Genomic DNA, 16,134 nt, shown 5'->3' on the forward strand with positions numbered 1-16,134 from the left:
GTGCGTTACGGGATCAGCGTTCCGGTCGAGCCGGTGGCTGGACGGACGGCCCGCGCGGGCAGCTCCGTACGGCGGTGGTGCGGGGCCCGGTCGCGGCACGGGTGGCCGCGGCTCGGGCCGGGGTACTCGGGGGCAGCGGAGTACCTGGGAGAAATGTGGTGCTCGGGGCCGTCGGTGCTCAGGGGCATCGGACGACCTGTCCGCAGTAGGTCAGGCCGGCGCCGAAACCGAACAGCAGCACCGGATCGCCCGAGACGACCTCGCCGGCTTCCATCATCCGATCGAGCGCCAGCGGGATGCTCGCCGCGGACGTGTTGCCGGAGTCCACCACATCGCGGGCGATCGGCACGTCGGGGACACCGAGGCCACCCGCGAGCGCCTCGACGATGCGCAGGTTCGCCTGGTGCGGCACGATCGCGGCCAGTTCTTCGGGCGCCACACCGGCCCGGTCGCAGACCGTGCGCAGGGTGGGAACGAGCGAGATGGCCCAACGGAACACGGCCGGGCCCTCCATGCGGAACGAGTTGTCGCCCCGCCCGGGAACCTGGATCGCCTCGGGCCGCGACCCGTCGTGGCCCCAGACAGCCGGGCCGATGTGATCGGTCTCGGCGGCACTGATCACGACCGCGCCGGCGCCGTCCGCGAGCAGGATGCAGGTGGAACGGTCACTCCAGTCGGTGTAGTCGGAGAGCCGCTCGGTCGCGACGACCAGCACGTGCCGGGCGCTGCCGGCCCGCACCATGTCCGCCGCGGTGGAGACGGCGTAGCAGAAGCCGGCGCAGCCGCCGTTGATGTCGAAGGTCCCCGCGGCCGACGCGCCGAGCCGGGAGGCGACCTGCGGCGCGGTGCCCGGGATCTGGGACGGTGCCGTGCAGGTCGCCCCGATCACGGCGTCGACGTCGCGAGCGGCCAGCCCGGCGGCGGCCAGCGCCTTGTCCGCCGCGCTGACCCCCATCGCGACCGTGGTCTCGTCGTCGTCGGCGATCCGCCGGGTCGAGATGCCGGTCCGGGTGCGGATCCAGAGGTCCGAGGTGTCGACCTGCCGGGTGATCTCGTCGTTGGTGACCAGCCGGCCCGGGCGGTAGGTGCCCAGCCCCAGCAACCGCGCCCCTGTCATGAGGCCGCCCCGACCAGGGACTCGGCCTGGGGCGGCACGGCCACCCCGGCGGGGGGCAGGTACTCGGCGACGAGCTCGCGGGCGGCGTCCAGATCAGCGGGCGTCTTCACCGCGACGATCTTCGCTCCCCGCAGCTCGCGCCGGGCGATGCCGGCGAGCGTGCCGGCGGGCGGCAGCTCGATCACGGCGGTCACCCCGGCCTCGCGCATGGCGGCCAGGCACAGATCCCAGCGCACCGGTGCCGCCACCTGGGTGACCAGCCGGGTGAGGAGGTCGGGGCCGTCGTGCACCGCGGCGCCGTCGGCGTTGGAGAGCTGGCCGAGGACCGGAGCCCCGGGCCGGATGCCGCCCGCGACGGCGCGCAGCGCGTCGCCGGCCGAGGCCATGTGGTGGGTGTGGAACGCGCCGGCTACGGACAGGGGCCGCAGCTTCGTCTTCGGTGGCGGGGAGTCGGCGAGTTTCGCGAGGTCCTCGAGCGTGCCCGCGGCGACGATCTGCCCGGCGCCGTTGCGGTTCGCGGCGGTGAGGCCCATTCCCTCCAGCGCCGCGGCGACCTCGTCCGGGTCGCCGCCGAGCAGCGCGGTCATCCCGGTGGGGGTCCGCGCGGACGCCTCGGCCATCGCGCGGCCCCGCAGGCCGACGAACAGCAGCGCCGACTCCGGGGTGAGCGAGCCGGTGATCGCGGCGCCGGTGATCTCGCCGACGCTGTGCCCGGCCACGACGGCGCGGGCGCCGCCGGCGGGGACCGCCGGCAGCAGGCCGAGCTGCTCGGCGGCCAGCAGCCCGTTCGCGACGATGAGCGGCTGGGCGATCGCGGTATCCCGGATCGTCTCCGCCGGTGCCTCGCAGCCGATGTCGACGAGGTCCAAACCGGCCGCCGCCGACCACCAGCGCAGCCGGGACTCGACGCCGTCGAGTTCCAGCCAGGGACGGAGCTGTCCCGGCGTCTGAGCACCCTGTCCTGGTGCGAGGATCGCGAGCACGTATTCACCTAACCCCGTGTGGCCGGTCGTTGTCGCTGGCGACGAGTCACCGATGTCTCGTCGGCTCGTTGTCGGTTTCCTACAAAGCGGCGGGCTCCGGCGGTACGTTAGTGCCCCTCCACGCCTCTGGACCGGAATCCGGTGACAGGGCGGTAAATTTGCTTGGTGTGACGGTTCTCGCACCGATGGGAGGGGTCGCGCGGGCGGGTCGCGGACGGGGGTCCGGTCCCATCTGACCTGTAGGTTACGCACCGTCCAGGCGGCCGAGCACCAGAGCGATGTGCAGTATGAACCGCTCGCGGTGATCGGCGGGATCGAGACCGCAGACGTCCGCGGCCTTGCGCAGCCGGTAACGCACCGTGTTCGGATGAAGGTAGAGCGCCCGGGCGGTCGCCTCCAGCGACGCGCCGAAGTCGAGGTATGCGCCGGCTGTCTCCAACAGCGGGGTGCCGGCGTGGCGCAGCGGGAGGTAGACCTCCCTGATCAGGCTCTGCCGCGCGTCCGGATCACCGGCCAGCGCGAGTTCCGGCAGCAGCGCGCTCGCCGAGACCGGGCGCGGCGCCGCCGGCCAGGCGGCGACGACGTCCGCGGCGGCGAGCGCCGCGCGGGCGCACCGGGGCGCCCCGGTGAGATCGCCCGCGATCGGCCCGACCACCACGGGGCCCGGCCCGCAGGCGGGCAGCAGCGCGCGGGCGGCCTCCAGCGCGGTGTCGGCGTCGCCGGACGGCGGCGGGGTGTCGCCGCGGCCGGACCCGCCCCCGGCACCCGTCGCGGCGGACGAGGACGCGGACCCGCCGACGCCGCCAGGCCCACTCCCACTGTGCCCACTCCCACCGTGCCCAGACCCACCGTGCCCAACGCTGCCGGCCCCGCTTCCGCCGCTGGTCGCCGACGGGCCCGGCGGGTCGCCGTCGTCAGGGCCGAAGGCGCCGCCGACGACCATCACGAGCCGGTCATGGTGGACCCCGGCGAGCACCTCGAGGCCGGCCCCCCGCGCCAGCCGGTGCACCTCGTCGACGGCGACCTCGGGCGAGGTCGGCGGCGCCGCGCCGACGACGACGGTGACCGACGGCGGGTTGCGCCAGCCGACCGCGGCGGCCCGCGACGGCAGGCCGCGGTCGACCTCGCCGCGCACCACGTGGTCGACGACCAGCGCCTCCAACCGGGCGTCCCACGCACCGCGCTCCTCGGCGGCCCGCGCGTACACGACCGCGCCGGCGAACGCGATGTCCCGGGAGTAGCGCAACACATCGGCGAGCAGCCGCTGCTCGTGCTCCGGGCCGGCCAGTGTCGGCACCTCGGCCTCGATCGCCTCGACGGCGACCCGGACGAGGTCGACCAGTCGGCGGAAGGTCACCGCCCGCACCAGCTCGCGGGGCGCGACCCGGAAGACGTCGCCGGACAGCTCCCGGGCGTGCTCGGGGCGGCGGCACCACTCGACGAACGACGAGATCCCGGCCTGCACCACGAGCTGAATGTCGGCGCGGTGCCGGGCGGACATCGCCGGGTACCAGGGGAGCACCTCGGTCATCCGGGTGACCGCCCGCGCGGCGAGCCGGCCGCTCGCCAGCTCGACCCGGCGGATCACCTCGTCGGTGGAGCCGCGGGGCGGAAGCGCGCGGCCGGCCGGTGCGCCGCCGAGGGCGTCGTCCCGCGCGGGCGGCGCGGTCCGGGCCGGCGGCACGACGTGGCCGGGCCCCGACGTCGAGGAGACGGGGGTGGAGGAGGAGAAGGAGGCCGCGGTGGCCGGCGAGAGGGACGGGGGCAGCGGAGCGCCCTCCGCCGACGATCCCGGACCGGCCGGGGGCTCGTGCGCGGATGCCTCGCCGGACTGGTCTGCTGCCACGGCGTCGAGCATGTCACGCCGTCAGAGCTGGTCCCGATAGGTGGCGGCCCAGTCATGCACCCGAGCGACATAGGAGCGGGTCTCGTCGAAGTCCGGGATGCCTCCCGCGGCGCGGACGGCGTCCGGCCCCGCGTTGTAGGCCGCGAGCACCAGGGAGATGCGGTCCCCGGGCAGATTGGCCACGGCCTCGGCCAGGTGTGCCTCGTAGTTGGCCGCCGAGACGATCGCGTCGCGGGGCTCGAGGGGGTCGGCGCGGCCGTCGCCGCTGCCGTCGATGCCGAACTCCGCCCAGGTGGTCGGGAGGAACTGCATCATGCCGCGGGCGCCGGCGTGCGAGACGGCCGCGGGATCGAAGCTGCTCTCCACCCTGGCCTGCGCGGCGAGCTGCGCCGCGCTGAGGACCCCGTAGGTGGCCGCCGCGGCCTGGAACACGGGGATCAGGTCGGCGGGCACGTCGGCGAAGGGCCGTTCGAAGATGTGGCTGCATCCGGACAGCAGCGCGATCATGATGACCACGGCCAGGACCGCGGTGACGGGCGCGCGCCGGATCATGTCTCCTATTGTCCGTTCCGTACGGGTGATGTGTCCGAGCGGTCGTGGTCTTCGCCGCAGCCGTTCCAGCCGTCCCCCCGCCTCACCCGACAAGCCGTGACCGCAGCGAGCGCAGGTCCTCCTCGGGGACGCCCGCCCCGCGCGCCCAGGCGGCCGGACCACCCCAGATCTCGGCGACACCGCCGAGAAAACCGCGCATGACCTCCGGCCGGCAGCTCATCTTGTCGATGGTCAGTGGATCCTCGGGCCGGTTGTAGGACGGGCGGCGGGCGAGCCGGGCGTCGACCCGGGCGATGCGCTCGTTGGTCAGGGTGTAGTCCTTGATGATCGCCTCGTCGTCGACGCCGACGATCCCGAGCAGGAGCGCCGACAGCACGCCGGTGCGGTCCTTGCCGGCGGCACAGTGGAACAGCGTCGGCCCCGTCACCGGCTGGGCGAGCAGGCGGATGGATTCGGCCACGGCGTCCCCGGCCAGGCGGAGGTAGTCCAGGTAGTGCTCGACCCGGTCGACCGAGTCGAGGTCCTTCACGATCGCGGGGAACCGGGGATCGTCCGGCATGATCCATTCGCCGGGCAGGAACGAGTGGTTGTGGTAGGCCACGTCCTCGTACTCCAGCGGGCCGCGGCCCTCCCGCGCGGCCTCCACCCGGGCCCGCAGGTCGAGCACCGTCCGCAGGCCGAACACCTCGCGCAGCCGGGCCACGTCGGCGGTGGTCAGCTCCTGCAGGGTGTCGCTGCGCAGGAAGACGCCCGACCGGGTCAGGCGCCCGTCGGGCGTCGGCATCCCGCCGAGGTCACGGGTGTTGTCAGTGCCTGCGAGGTCGAACCAGCGGTGCACCTCCCGATCATAGGTCGGCTCGGGGTGCCCCGGACTGGGGTTCGGGCGTCCTCGGTTCCACTATCGGTGGCCGGGCGGCGTCCGCACCGGCGTCGGACGGGTCGATCGGGCGGGCCGGCACCCCGGCCACGACGAGTCCGGGGCGCACGTCGCCGGTGACGACCGCCCCGGCGCCGACCACCGCCCCGGCACCGATCCGCCGGCTCCGCACGACGCTGGCCTGCATCCCCACCCAGGCGCCGGGGCCGACCTCGACGGCACCGCCGATCCGGGCGCCGGGGGCGAGCGTCGCGTAGTCGCCGAGGCGGCAGTCGTGCGCGATGCCGGCGCCGATGTTCACCAGGACGTGCCGGCCCGTCTCGATGTTGGTGGTGAGGCTCGCGAACGCGCAGACCACGGTGCCCGGCCCGAGCTTCACGTCGCCGCCCAGGTGGGCGCGGGGATGGACGATCGTGGCCGGGCGCCGTCCGCACGCGCTGGCGTACCGGTCGATGCGGGCCCGTGAGGCCGCTGCGCCGACGCCGATCAGGTAGTCGGCCTCGAGGCTGGCCAGCAGGTCGAGCCCGCCCAGCACGGTGCTCCCGCGCCGGGCGAGCGGGTCGGGATCGACCTCGCCGTCGTCGAGGAACCCGAGGAACCGGTAGATGTCCCGGTCGCTGGCGGCGTTGACCGCCTCGACGAGGTCGAGGAGCTCGCGGCCGTGGCCGCCGGCTCCCACGATGACGAGCTGGCGTCCGAGGTCTGGCACGGGGCCGACCGTAGAGCGATGACGGCGCCCGTTCAATCGGACACTCTGAGTAGTCGATCCCGTCGGGTGGTGTCGCCTGGCCGGAGGGTGTGCCGCCCCGGGATGCGCCGTATCGCCGACCGTTTCCCGCAACTCGATTACTATCAGCATCTGATCGGTTGCTTATCGTTGCCTGATGTGATCGTGGGGAGTGATTCGGACGATGAGGGTCGTGGTGACCGGGGGCGCCGGGTTCATCGGTGCCCACCTGACTCGTGCGCTGCTGGCCCGTGGCTGCGAGGTGGTCGTCGTCGACGACCTCAGCACCGGAGCCCGGTCGAACCTGATCGGCCTGCCCGCGCGCCTCGTCCTCGGCAGCGTCACCGACCGGGAGCTGCTGGAGGACGCCTGCACCGGGGCGGACAGCGTCGTCCATCTGGCGGCGCGGCCCTCCGTCGAGCGTTCGCTGCTCGACCCGCTGGCCACCCACCACGTCAACGCGACCGGCACACTGACCGTGCTCGACGTGGCACAGCGGGGCGAGACCCACGTGGTGGTCGTCTCCTCCGCTCTGGTATACGGGACGTCCGGCGGCCGCTCCCAGAGCGAGGACGACCCGCCGCGTCCGACCAGCCCGTACGCGGCCAGCGCGCTGGCGGCCGAGGGGTACGCCCTGGCGCACCAGGCGAGCTTCGGGCTGCCGGTCCTGGTCGCGCGGCTGTTCAACGTCTACGGCCCGTACCAGCCGGCCCGGCACGCCCACGCCGCTGTCGTGCCGTCGTTCATCGACGCCGCGCTGCGTGGACGTCCGCTGCCGGTGCACGGCGACGGCCGGCAGACCAGGGACTTCACCTACGTCGAGGCGGTCGCCGGGCTGCTGGCCGACGCGGCCTGCCGTCGGCTGGCCCACCCCGGGCCGGTGAACCTGGCGTTCGGGACGAGCACCGACCTGCTGGCGTTGGTCGCCCACCTCGAGGACATCCTCGGCCGCCGGCTGGACGTGGCGCACGGCGCGCCGCGCGCCGGGGACGTCCGCGACTCGCGCGCCCGCCCGGACGCCATGCACGCGCTGTTCGGCTCCGTCGAGCGCTCTGACCTGCGGGCGACCCTGGAGGAGACCGTGTACTGGTACCAGGAACGCCTCGGCGAGGCCCCCGGCGCCGCGCCCAGATCCGCGGACACCACCCACCACTGACCGTCACCACCGACTCACCCGGTCCGCGCCTCGGTCGGTCCGTCCTGACGCGGCCCGTCCTGACGCGGCCCGGTCTGGCGCGGCTCGTCCTGACCTGGATTGGTCTGGCGCGGCACGTTCGGCATGGGCTGTTCGGCGGCCAGCCGGGTCAGCGTGGCCCGGATCAGATCCGGTGCCGCGTACGGGTCGATGTCCCGGACGGCGGCCGGGTCCAGCGGCGGTACCGGTACCTGTGAGATCAGCGGGTGCCGCGGCCGGGAGTCCCACTCGCCGGCGCCCAGCAGTTCCTCGTGCAGCTTCTCGCCGGCCCCGAGCCCGGTGTAGACGATGTCCACCGGCGCGGGCGCGCGGGCCGCGATGCGACGGGCGACGTCCGCGATGCGCACCGGTTCCCCCATGTCGAGGACCAGCGCCTCGCCGGCGGAGCCCAGCGCCCCGGCCTGCAGGACGAGCTGGACGGCCTCCTGGATGGTCATGAAGTAGCGGGTCACCTCCGGGTGGGTGACCGTCAGTGGCCCGCCCGCGGCGAGCTGGCCGGCGAAGACGGTCAGCACCGAGCCGTTGCTGCCGAGCACGTTGCCGAAGCGGACGCTGACCAGCACCCCCGGCGCCTGGCCCGCGACGTGCGCGGTGAGGCGCTCGGTGATCCGCTTGGAGTGGCCGAGCACGCTGCTCGGGTTGGCGGCCTTGTCGGTCGAGATGTTCACCAGGCGCCGCACCCCGCAGGCGGCCGCGGCCTCCAGGACGGTCAGCGTCCCCCACAGGTTCGTCTTCACCGACTCGCCCGGGAAGCGCTCCAGCAGCGGGAGGTGCTTGAGCGCCGCGGCGTGGAAGACGACCTCGGGCCGGCGGGCGGCGAACAGCGCGGCCATGAGCTCGGTGTCGCGGATGTCGCCGAGGACGATCGTGTCGTCGTCGAGCATCGCCCGGCCGTGCAGCGAGAGCTGGACGGCGCGCAGCGCCGACTCGTCCCGGTCGAGCATGATCAGTTCGGCCGGCCCGAAGGCGTGGATCTGCCGGCACAGCTCCGATCCGATCGACCCGCCGGCGCCGGTCACGAGGACCCGGCGGCCGGTGAGGTAGCGCTCGGCGGCCGTCATGTCGGTCTGGATCTGCCGGCGGCCGAGCAGGTCGGCGAGGTCGAGATCGCGAATGTCCGCTACGCCGACGGTGCCGTCCACCAGGTCTGCGACGCGGGGGAGCACCTTGACGGCGAGACCGGCCGGTTCGGCCAGCGCGCTGATCTCCCGCAGCAGCGCCGCGTCCGCGCTCGGGATCGCGACGAGCAGGGTGCGTGCGCCGGTGGAGGCGGCGACGCCGGCGATCGCGTCCCGGCCGCCGCGGACCCGCACCCCGGACAGCTGCAGGTTCCAGGTCCGGGGGTCGTCGTCGAGCAGCGCGACCGGGTAGTAGGGGCTGCTCGGCGTGCGCAGCATCGCGGTGAGCACCCGCTGCCCGCCGTCGCCCGCGCCGAAGACGATCAGCGGCTCGGTGGCGTCGGGGGCCGGCCGGCGCAGCCGCTCCTCGGCCAGCCGCCACAGGTAGCGGATGCCGAGCATCAGCACCAGGGTGACCGCCCCGCCCAGCGGCGGCACGCTGAGCGGTACCGGCCGCGGCACGCCGACCGCCAGCACCACCACGAGCACCCCGAGGACGGTGAGAGCCACCGCGACCAGGATGCCGAACACCTCCTCGAACCCGCCGAACCGGTACCGGCCCAGGTAGAGGTGCAGCGCCGTGCCCAGGAAGTGGAGCAGGCACACGGCGAGGAAGACGATGACCCAGAAGCCCGGATCGGTGAGCGCGGCCGGGTCCAGGTCGAGTCGGCCGACCTGAGCGGCGATGAACCCGAGCGCGAGCGCGCAGACGTCCAGCACGATCTGCAGACCGACCCGTTGCTGGAGGTTGAGTCGCGACACGCGCCGCGCAACCGCTGTTGTCCACAGACCGTGACGTCGTCCGTCTACTCTACGTCTCCACATGAGGCCATAGAGTAATTGCCGCTGTGAGTAAATGACCGGCTACCGCTACGGTACGTTGCGTCTGTCGAGTGTCACGGTGAGTGTTCGGGCGAGAGTCCGGGAGGGTGGTCGACGAGTGGAACTGCGCGACTACGTGCGCGTCCTGCGTCGAAGCTGGTTGCTTGTACTGGCCTGCGCCGTACTGGGAGGTTTGCTCGCGGCTGGCATGAACTGGCGTGCGGACCGGATCTACGCGGCCACGGTGACCATGGTGGTGTCCTCGTCCGACAACGGCGCGAACGCGGCCTTGGCCTATCAGGGCGGCCTGCTCTCCCAGCAGCGGGTGAAGTCCTACGCCAATCTCGTCGCGAGCGACCGGGTCGCCGAGGCTGTGGTCGACCAGCTGAAGCTCGGCGACAGCCCGTCCGCGCTGCGCGCGCGCATCCAGGCGCAGGCCGTTCCGGACACCGTCCTGTTGCGCGCCGTCGTGCGGGACGCCGACCCGCGCCGGGCGCAGTCGATCGCGGACGCGGTCGGCGAGACGTTCTCCGAGGCCGTCGCCCGGATCGAGCGGCCGGCCGAGGACGAGCCGCCGACGGTGCGGGTCAGCGTCTGGGAACACGCCAAGCTCCCCACCACACCGGTCTCGCCGCAGCCGGTGCGCAACATCGCGCTCGGCGTGCTGCTCGGCCTGCTGATCAGCATCGGCGCCGCGTTCCTGCGCCACCGGCTGGACACCAGCATCTCCAGTGAGGAAGACGCCGCCGGCGTCACCGGGCTGCCGAACCTGGCAATGATCAACTTCGACTCGAGCTCCGGGCGGCAACCGCTGATCATCCACTCCGGCCCGTACACGCAGCGCGCCGAGTCGTTTCGCCAGCTCCGCACCAACCTGCAGTTCGTGGACGTCGACACCGCCCCCCGGTCGATCCTCGTCAGCAGCTCCGTGTCGCGGGAGGGCAAGACCACCACGACCTGCAACCTCGCGATCACCCTGGCGCAGGGCGGCGCCCGAGTGTGCCTGGTCGAGGGCGACCTGCGCCGGCCGTCCTTCGGCGAGTACCTGGGTGTCGAGTCCGCCGCCGGGCTGACCTCGGTGCTGATCGGCGCGGCCGACCTCGACGACGTGCTCCAGCCCTGGGGCGAGGGCCGGGTCGGCGACGGCCGGGTCGAGGTGCTGCCGAGCGGACCGATCCCGCCCAACCCGAGTGAGCTGCTCGGGTCCCGCAACATGTCCGACCTGATCGAGGTGCTCTGCTCCCGCTTCGACATCGTCCTCATCGATGCGCCGCCGCTGCTGCCCGTCACCGACGCCGCCGTGCTGTCGACCAGGGTGGACGGCGCCCTGCTGATCGCCCGGGTCGGCCGGACGCGGCGCGAGCAGCTGCGCCGGGCCGCGGATGCCCTGCGGGCGGTCGACGCGCGGATGATCGGAACGGTTCTCAATATGGTGCCGGCCAAGAGCCAGAACGCCAGCTACTACGGGCGGTACGAGAGCTACGCGCCGCGCGCCCGGCACACGCGCACGACCGGGGCGAACCGGATCCGCATTCCAGCAGCGCCCGACCGTGGACTGCGCCCGGCCGGCGGCGGATCCGCGGCCTCGGGCGCCTCTGTGCCTGCGGCGCCGGTAGCCGGTTCCGCGCAGCTGCCGGCGCAACGAGCGGCGCCGGCGCCGCTCGTTGCGCCGGCGATGAAGCGACCGGCCGCTGGGCGGCAGGGCACGCGGCAGCAGCAGGGCACCACGGGGCCCGGTTCCAACTCGCCGGGCGTGGGGCCGGCCGGCGAGGGGCCAGCAGGCTCGAGACCGGTTGGTCCGGCGGCGGGCTCCGATCCGTCGGCCGGTGGGTCGCCGGGCGGGCGTTCGGGTGGCGCGGGCGCGCCGGCCGGGTCTTCGGGATCCGTGGAGTGGGCAGCTGGTCAGGCCACCGAAGCCGGTGCGGACTCGTCGGCAGTCGAGATCGCCGCTCAGCGCGAGCCGGGGGACCACACCGCGCCGCTCGCCTATGGCGCGGGCACGTCCGACCGCGGTTCCGACCGTTCGACAGGCCGGTGACGCAGCGGCCGGCGGGGGAAGCGGAACAGCCGTCCGGAGTAGCGGAGGAACGGCCGGGCGGCGGTGGCACGGGCTCGTCGCCGCGGCGGGAGTGGCGACCGGACCGGCGGATCGTGGCGGGCGGCGCGTTGCTGCTGGTCGTCCTACTTGGGGCCGGCACCTGGATCGTCGTGCGCGGCCTGCTCGCGCGGTCGCACCTGGAAGCCGCCCAGGCCCAGGTCTCCCAGTTGCAGGCCGCCGTCTCGAGCGGCGCGGTCCCCGAGGAGGCCGAGCTGCGCCGGGCCGTCGACGAGATCACCGCGCGGGCCGAGTCGGCCCGCGCGCTCACCGCCGACCCGCTGTGGTCGCTGGCCGGGCACGTGCCGCTGGCGGGGTGCTCGCTGCGCTCCAGCGCGACTATCGCCGCCGCGCTCGACGTGGCCGCGGGCGCGCTGCAGCCGATCGCTGAGCTGGGGGACCGGCTGGCCCCGTCCAGCCTGCGGTCGGGGGCGGCGGTGAACATCGGGGCGCTGGCCGCGGCGCGGGCGCCCGCCGAGTGGGCCCGGGCGGCCGTCGACTCGTTCGAGGCGGCCGCTCGACGGGTCTCCGACTGCGGGTGGCTCGGCGACGCGGTCGGCCTCGACGATGCTCGGGGGCAGGCGGTCGACACCGGCTCCCGGCTGTACGGCGCGCTCGACGCGTTGGTCCTCGCCACCCGGCTGGGCCCGGGGATGCTCGGCGCGGACGGCCCCCGCCGCTACCTGATCGTCGTGCAGAACCCGGCCGAGTCGCGGGCGAACGGCGGCATCATCGGCGGGTTCGGCGTGTTGACGGTCATCGACGGCCGGCTGACGTTCGACGACATCTCAGGTAGCGGCAGGCTGCCCGGCGGGCCGACCCAGATCCGGCCGGCCACCGACCTGTCGCCGGAGCTCATGGCGCGTTACGGCCCCTTCCAGCCCGCGCGCGTATGGGCGAACGCCAACCTCACACCCGACTACCCGACCGCGGGACGCCTGTACTCCGAGCTCTACCACGCCGGCACGGGGACAGCGGTCGACGGGACGATCAGCCTTGACCCCACCACGCTGTCCTACCTGCTGGCGGAGACCCGCCCGGTGGTCCTCCCCGACGGCCGGGTGATCCCGGCGAACGAGCTGGTCGAGTTGGTCGAGTCCCAGGTCTACCAGGAGATCGACGGCGTCGGGGCACGGGACGAGTCCTTCGCCGCGGTCGACAAGGCGGTCGTGCCGGACGCGGGTGCCGCGGGCGGTACGGAGAACTTCCTGCGCGTCATGGCCCGTGCCGCACGCGAAGGCCGGCTGCTGGTGTCGAGTAACCACGCCGACGAACAGGAAGTGCTTTCCTCGACGGCGCTCGGTGGGGCACTGCCGGAGGCGGCCGGCCCGTTCCTCGGGGTCGTCACGCAGAACGCGACAGAGAGCAAGCTTGACTACTGGCTGCGACGTAGCACCACCTACCGAATGGAGCGACAGCCCGACGGAACCGGACGCGTGACGATCACCGTGCGGCTGATGAACGCCGCGCCGGCGGCTCTGAGTGACTACGTCCGCCACCGCAGCGACGTCGAGGGCCCCGCCCAGCGGAACGAGGAGGCCCAGAACAAGCTGTGGTTCTCCCTCTACACCGGGCATGGGAGCCGGTTCGCCGGCGCGCGCCTCGACGGCAGGGCTGTCTCGCTGACCTCGGGAGAGGAACGCGGCCACCCGGTCCTGTCGACGTATCTGACGGTCGACCGGGGCCAGACGCGGACGCTGCAGGTCCGCGTTCTGGAACCGGTGGCCGGCCCGACACTCGCCGTTCGTGGCCAGCCTCTGACGGTTCCCGAGCGCCTGGTGGTTGAGGGGCTGCCCGTCACCTCACCTTGGTCGCGGAGAGTCAGAAAGTAGGTGCGAAGCGTTCTAGACACTGAGAGTAACCGTCTGTAGTCTCCCTGTAGTCAATCATCCGACTGTTTGAACGGATCATGCTCAGGGGGAGTTTCTGAATGAAGTTCCGAACTCTCGGCGTCGCGCTGGTGGCGGGCGGCGGGTTGGCGCTCGCCGCGCTGCCGGCTTCTCCAGCGGCGGCGATCGACGACAATGGGTCTGGCGGCTGCTTCGGACCGACCGGGGAAGGCGACGTCAGCAGCTCGGTCGTCATGGTGGGCGAGCCGATCTACTTCAGCGGATGCGGCTTCGCGCCGTCGACATCGGTGAGAGTCGATGTCAACGGGGTCCGCCGGGGCTATGCCGCCGTCGGCGGTGACGGCTTGTTCGGCATGAACCTCACCTTCTCCACCGCGGGTATCCAGACGATCACCGCATTCGGTACCGGCGTGACTGGCGGCCCCGACGACAGGCCATATCCGCCTGTCGGGCAGGTATTGCCGGCGCCGGTGGACCCGCCGTCCGGTGATCCGGGCGTGTCGGACGTGCCTGGTGAGCCGGGACTGCCGGACGAGTTCGGCGGGCCGGTCCTCCCTGACGCGCCGGCTGTGCCGGACGTCGCCGCGACCGAGCCGGCTGTGCCGGACGTCGCCGCGACCGAGCCGGTCGCGCCGGGTGTACCCGATGTGCCGGCGGCCGTGACCGAGCCGGTGGTCCCGGATGCCGCGGCGGCCCCGACCGGGCCGCCTGTGCCGACCGGGCTCAGGGCGCCGGAGAAGGACCGGCCCTACGACGGCGGGCCGGCGGGCGTGGCGGGCGAGCGCATCGTCACCGCCTCGGTGCTGGTCATCGGTCTCGGTGAGCACGGCATCACCGGGCTGCCCTTCGGTCCAGCCCAGGGCGGGAACTTCCTCGGCGACTGGGCCCGCTGGGGCATCGACCACTCCGACAAGGACCGCTCCTGCTTCGGCGACGGCTTCCACAAGGACGGCGTCAGGGACGACAAGGTCAACGGTGTCAAGGACGACAAGTTCGACGAGCACCGCAACGGTCTCGCCGCCCCGGCGGTCGCACCGCTGGCCGACGACTGGGATGACAGGGCCGTCCGGGATGACAGGGCCGTCCGGGATGACAAGGACGTCCGGGACGACAAGGACGACAAGGACCGTGACGGCGACTGCATCATCGCCGGTGGCGTGGTCGGTGTCGGTGGTGTTGGTGGTGTCGGCGGCGTCGGTGGTGTCGGCGCGGGTGGGGCCCCCGGTGGCGCCCCCGGTGGGGCGCTGCCCTTCACCGGTGTCGAGACCGGTGTCATGGCCTCCATCGCCGTCGCGCTGCTCGGTGGCGGTGTGCTCCTGCGGGTAGCCGCTCGCCGCCGCCGCCTCGCAGGCCGGGTGCAGGGCTGACCCGTCCAGACTGAGGAAGCGTGGTCCGGCACCGTGGGGAAGAGGGCGATCCGGCACCACCTGCGAACGGCTCGGGCCGCTCGCGCGAATCTCGCGCGGGCGGCCCGTCGCCGTTCGGCCGCGAAGGAACCCCGCCACCACCGTTGTGCGGCGGGGAGGCGAGTCCAGAGACCCCTTCAGCCGCCACACGTCGACCGCGGGCTACCGGTGCCGCGGGGCGCTATCGATGGTGCCGGGCCGAAACGGCGGGACGGGTCCGGCCGCTCGGGCGGGGCCAGGGAGTCGGGCGGCGCAGCGGGTCGAACGGGGCCAGCTCGGGCGGTGTCCGCCCGTCGACCAGTGCCTCAGCCACCAGCCGCCCGGTGATCGGGCCCAGGGTGATGCCCCACATCCCGTGGCCGCCAGCCACGTGCACCCGCGGTGAGGACGTCGGCCCGACGAGCGGCAGCCCGTCCGGCGTGCACGGGCGCGGGCCCACCCACTCCAGTGTCCGCGAGCGCAGGTCCACCCCGCGCAGCAGCTCGCCCGCGGCCGCGGCGATCGCGTCGACGCGGCGCGGGTCCGGCGCGGCGTCGGGACGGCGGAACTCCATCATCCCGGCGATCCGCAGGCCGTCCCCGATCGGGGTGCAGGCCACCCGGGAGGCCGGGAAGTAGATCGGCCCGGTGGGCGGCTTCTCCACCGCGGCGGTGAACGAGTAGCCGCGGCCGGCCTGCACCGTCGACCGCACCCCGTAACGGGCCGCCAGCCGGGGCAGCCAGGCGCCGGTCGCCAGCACCACCGCATCGAAGTGCACAGGTGGCTCGGTGTGGTCGGCCAGTGCGAGCACCACCCGGGAGCCCAGGTCGATGACCTTGTCGACGCCGACTCCCTCCCGGATGATCCCGCCGCGCTCGCGCACCGCGTCCGCCAGCGCGGCGACGAACCGGCCCGGGTCGCAGTAACGCTGCCCGTGCACCTGGACGACGTGGGTGATCTGGTCGGAGAGCAGGGGAGCGAGGTCCCGCGCGGTCAGTGGATCAAGCGCGACCGCGTCAACCGGCTGGCCGCAGGCCCGGACGTCGTCGAGCTCGGCGAGCAGCGCGTCGGCGCCGCGCTGGTCGCGGTAGCAGGCCAGGAACGGGGCGGCGGCCCGGGTCGGCGCGGCCACCCCGCCGTCCGCGAGGTCGTCGAAGGCGTCCAGGCTGCGCCGGGTCAGCGGGGACAGCGCCCGCATCGCCGCCCGCCACCGGTCGTGCGTACTGTGCGCGACGAAGCCGGCGAGGAAGCGGACGAGCGCCGGGTCGGCCGCCGGTGGCAGGTAGACGGGGCTGTCCGGCCGGAGCACCATCCGCAGGCCATAGCGCAGCACGGCCGGTTCCGGCAGGGGCGTGGCCAGCCCCGGGGTGAGCCAGCCCGCGCTGCCCCAGGACGCGCCGGCCCCGCCCCAGACCGGACCGGGCGTCACCCGGTCGCGTTCGAGGACGGTGACGCCGACCCCACGTTCCTGGAGGAACCAGGCCACACAGAGCCCGACCATGCCGCCGCCGACGACGGCCACGTGGTCGGGGCGTGGCCCTGCGGAGCGCGCCCTGGGGGCGGAGGA

Annotated in this window: 13 protein-coding genes; 4 read left to right on the forward strand and 9 right to left on the reverse strand. The window is 73.8% G+C overall.

Translation table 11 applies throughout. The features are described from left to right. Positions 1-5: 5 nt before the first annotated feature. The 7 genes from FRANEAN1_RS06220 to FRANEAN1_RS06250 all read right to left on the reverse strand — a co-directional run bounded on the left by FRANEAN1_RS06220 (position 6) and on the right by FRANEAN1_RS06250 (position 6,084). The gene (locus tag FRANEAN1_RS06220) at positions 6-188 is read right to left on the reverse strand and encodes a hypothetical protein (RefSeq protein WP_041253745.1); all 183 of its coding nucleotides are present in this window, start codon (positions 186-188) and stop codon (positions 6-8) included. Beyond that, the gene (locus FRANEAN1_RS06225; protein ID WP_020458892.1) at positions 179-1,117 is read right to left on the reverse strand and encodes a beta-ketoacyl-ACP synthase III; all 939 of its coding nucleotides are present in this window, start codon (positions 1,115-1,117) and stop codon (positions 179-181) included. Before FRANEAN1_RS06225 ends, FRANEAN1_RS06220 begins: the two co-directional genes overlap by 10 nt. Further along, entirely contained in the window at positions 1,114-2,100 is a 987-nt protein-coding gene (locus FRANEAN1_RS06230; protein WP_020458893.1) for an ACP S-malonyltransferase, read from the reverse strand. Before FRANEAN1_RS06230 ends, FRANEAN1_RS06225 begins: the two co-directional genes overlap by 4 nt. A gap of 244 nt (positions 2,101-2,344) precedes the next feature. Continuing rightward, a complete protein-coding gene (locus FRANEAN1_RS06235) occupies positions 2,345-3,958 on the reverse strand; it encodes a helix-turn-helix domain-containing protein (RefSeq protein ID WP_083788170.1) in 1,614 nt (537 codons plus the stop codon). A 9-nt stretch (positions 3,959-3,967) separates the two neighbouring features. Continuing rightward, positions 3,968-4,498 carry a transglycosylase SLT domain-containing protein gene (locus FRANEAN1_RS06240; protein WP_020458895.1) on the reverse strand — a complete coding sequence of 177 codons (531 nt, stop codon included), beginning with the start codon at positions 4,496-4,498 and terminating at the stop codon, positions 3,968-3,970. Positions 4,499-4,580: 82 nt separating this feature from the next. Next, positions 4,581-5,336, reverse strand: coding sequence for a tyrosine-protein phosphatase (locus tag FRANEAN1_RS06245; RefSeq protein ID WP_020458896.1), 756 nt, complete (start codon positions 5,334-5,336; stop codon positions 4,581-4,583). A gap of 7 nt (positions 5,337-5,343) precedes the next feature. Next, complete coding sequence (locus tag FRANEAN1_RS06250) at positions 5,344-6,084, reverse strand: NeuD/PglB/VioB family sugar acetyltransferase (protein WP_041253747.1); 741 nt, start codon at positions 6,082-6,084, stop codon at positions 5,344-5,346. 202 nt (positions 6,085-6,286) lie between these two features. Between FRANEAN1_RS06250 and FRANEAN1_RS06255 the strand changes: the two genes are divergently transcribed. Continuing rightward, positions 6,287-7,258, forward strand: coding sequence for an NAD-dependent epimerase/dehydratase family protein (locus FRANEAN1_RS06255; protein WP_020458898.1), 972 nt, complete (start codon positions 6,287-6,289; stop codon positions 7,256-7,258). 14 nt (positions 7,259-7,272) lie between these two features. On the opposite strand, the gene FRANEAN1_RS06260 is transcribed toward FRANEAN1_RS06255, so the two are convergent. After that, positions 7,273-9,240 carry a nucleoside-diphosphate sugar epimerase/dehydratase gene (locus FRANEAN1_RS06260; RefSeq protein ID WP_020458899.1) on the reverse strand — a complete coding sequence of 656 codons (1,968 nt, stop codon included), beginning with the start codon at positions 9,238-9,240 and terminating at the stop codon, positions 7,273-7,275. Between the two features lie 115 nt (positions 9,241-9,355). Between FRANEAN1_RS06260 and FRANEAN1_RS06265 the strand changes: the two genes are divergently transcribed. The 3 genes from FRANEAN1_RS06265 (at position 9,356) to FRANEAN1_RS36835 (ending at position 14,549) form a co-directional block, all read left to right on the forward strand. Next, positions 9,356-11,275 carry a polysaccharide biosynthesis tyrosine autokinase gene (locus FRANEAN1_RS06265; RefSeq protein ID WP_041253748.1) on the forward strand — a complete coding sequence of 640 codons (1,920 nt, stop codon included), beginning with the start codon at positions 9,356-9,358 and terminating at the stop codon, positions 11,273-11,275. Further along, the gene (locus FRANEAN1_RS06270; RefSeq protein WP_157472374.1) at positions 11,272-13,164 is read left to right on the forward strand and encodes a DUF4012 domain-containing protein; all 1,893 of its coding nucleotides are present in this window, start codon (positions 11,272-11,274) and stop codon (positions 13,162-13,164) included. Before FRANEAN1_RS06265 ends, FRANEAN1_RS06270 begins: the two co-directional genes overlap by 4 nt. A gap of 98 nt (positions 13,165-13,262) precedes the next feature. Beyond that, positions 13,263-14,549, forward strand: a complete 1,287-nt coding sequence (locus FRANEAN1_RS36835; protein WP_020458902.1) for a hypothetical protein — start codon at positions 13,263-13,265, stop codon at positions 14,547-14,549. Between the two features lie 220 nt (positions 14,550-14,769). On the opposite strand, the gene FRANEAN1_RS06285 is transcribed toward FRANEAN1_RS36835, so the two are convergent. After that, the gene (locus tag FRANEAN1_RS06285) at positions 14,770-16,089 is read right to left on the reverse strand and encodes an FAD-dependent oxidoreductase (protein ID WP_049795587.1); all 1,320 of its coding nucleotides are present in this window, start codon (positions 16,087-16,089) and stop codon (positions 14,770-14,772) included. Positions 16,090-16,134: the final 45 nt, after the last annotated feature.

It is taken from the genome of Parafrankia sp. EAN1pec, from assembly GCF_000018005.1.
Classification (GTDB): domain Bacteria; phylum Actinomycetota; class Actinomycetes; order Frankiales; family Frankiaceae; genus Parafrankia; species Parafrankia soli.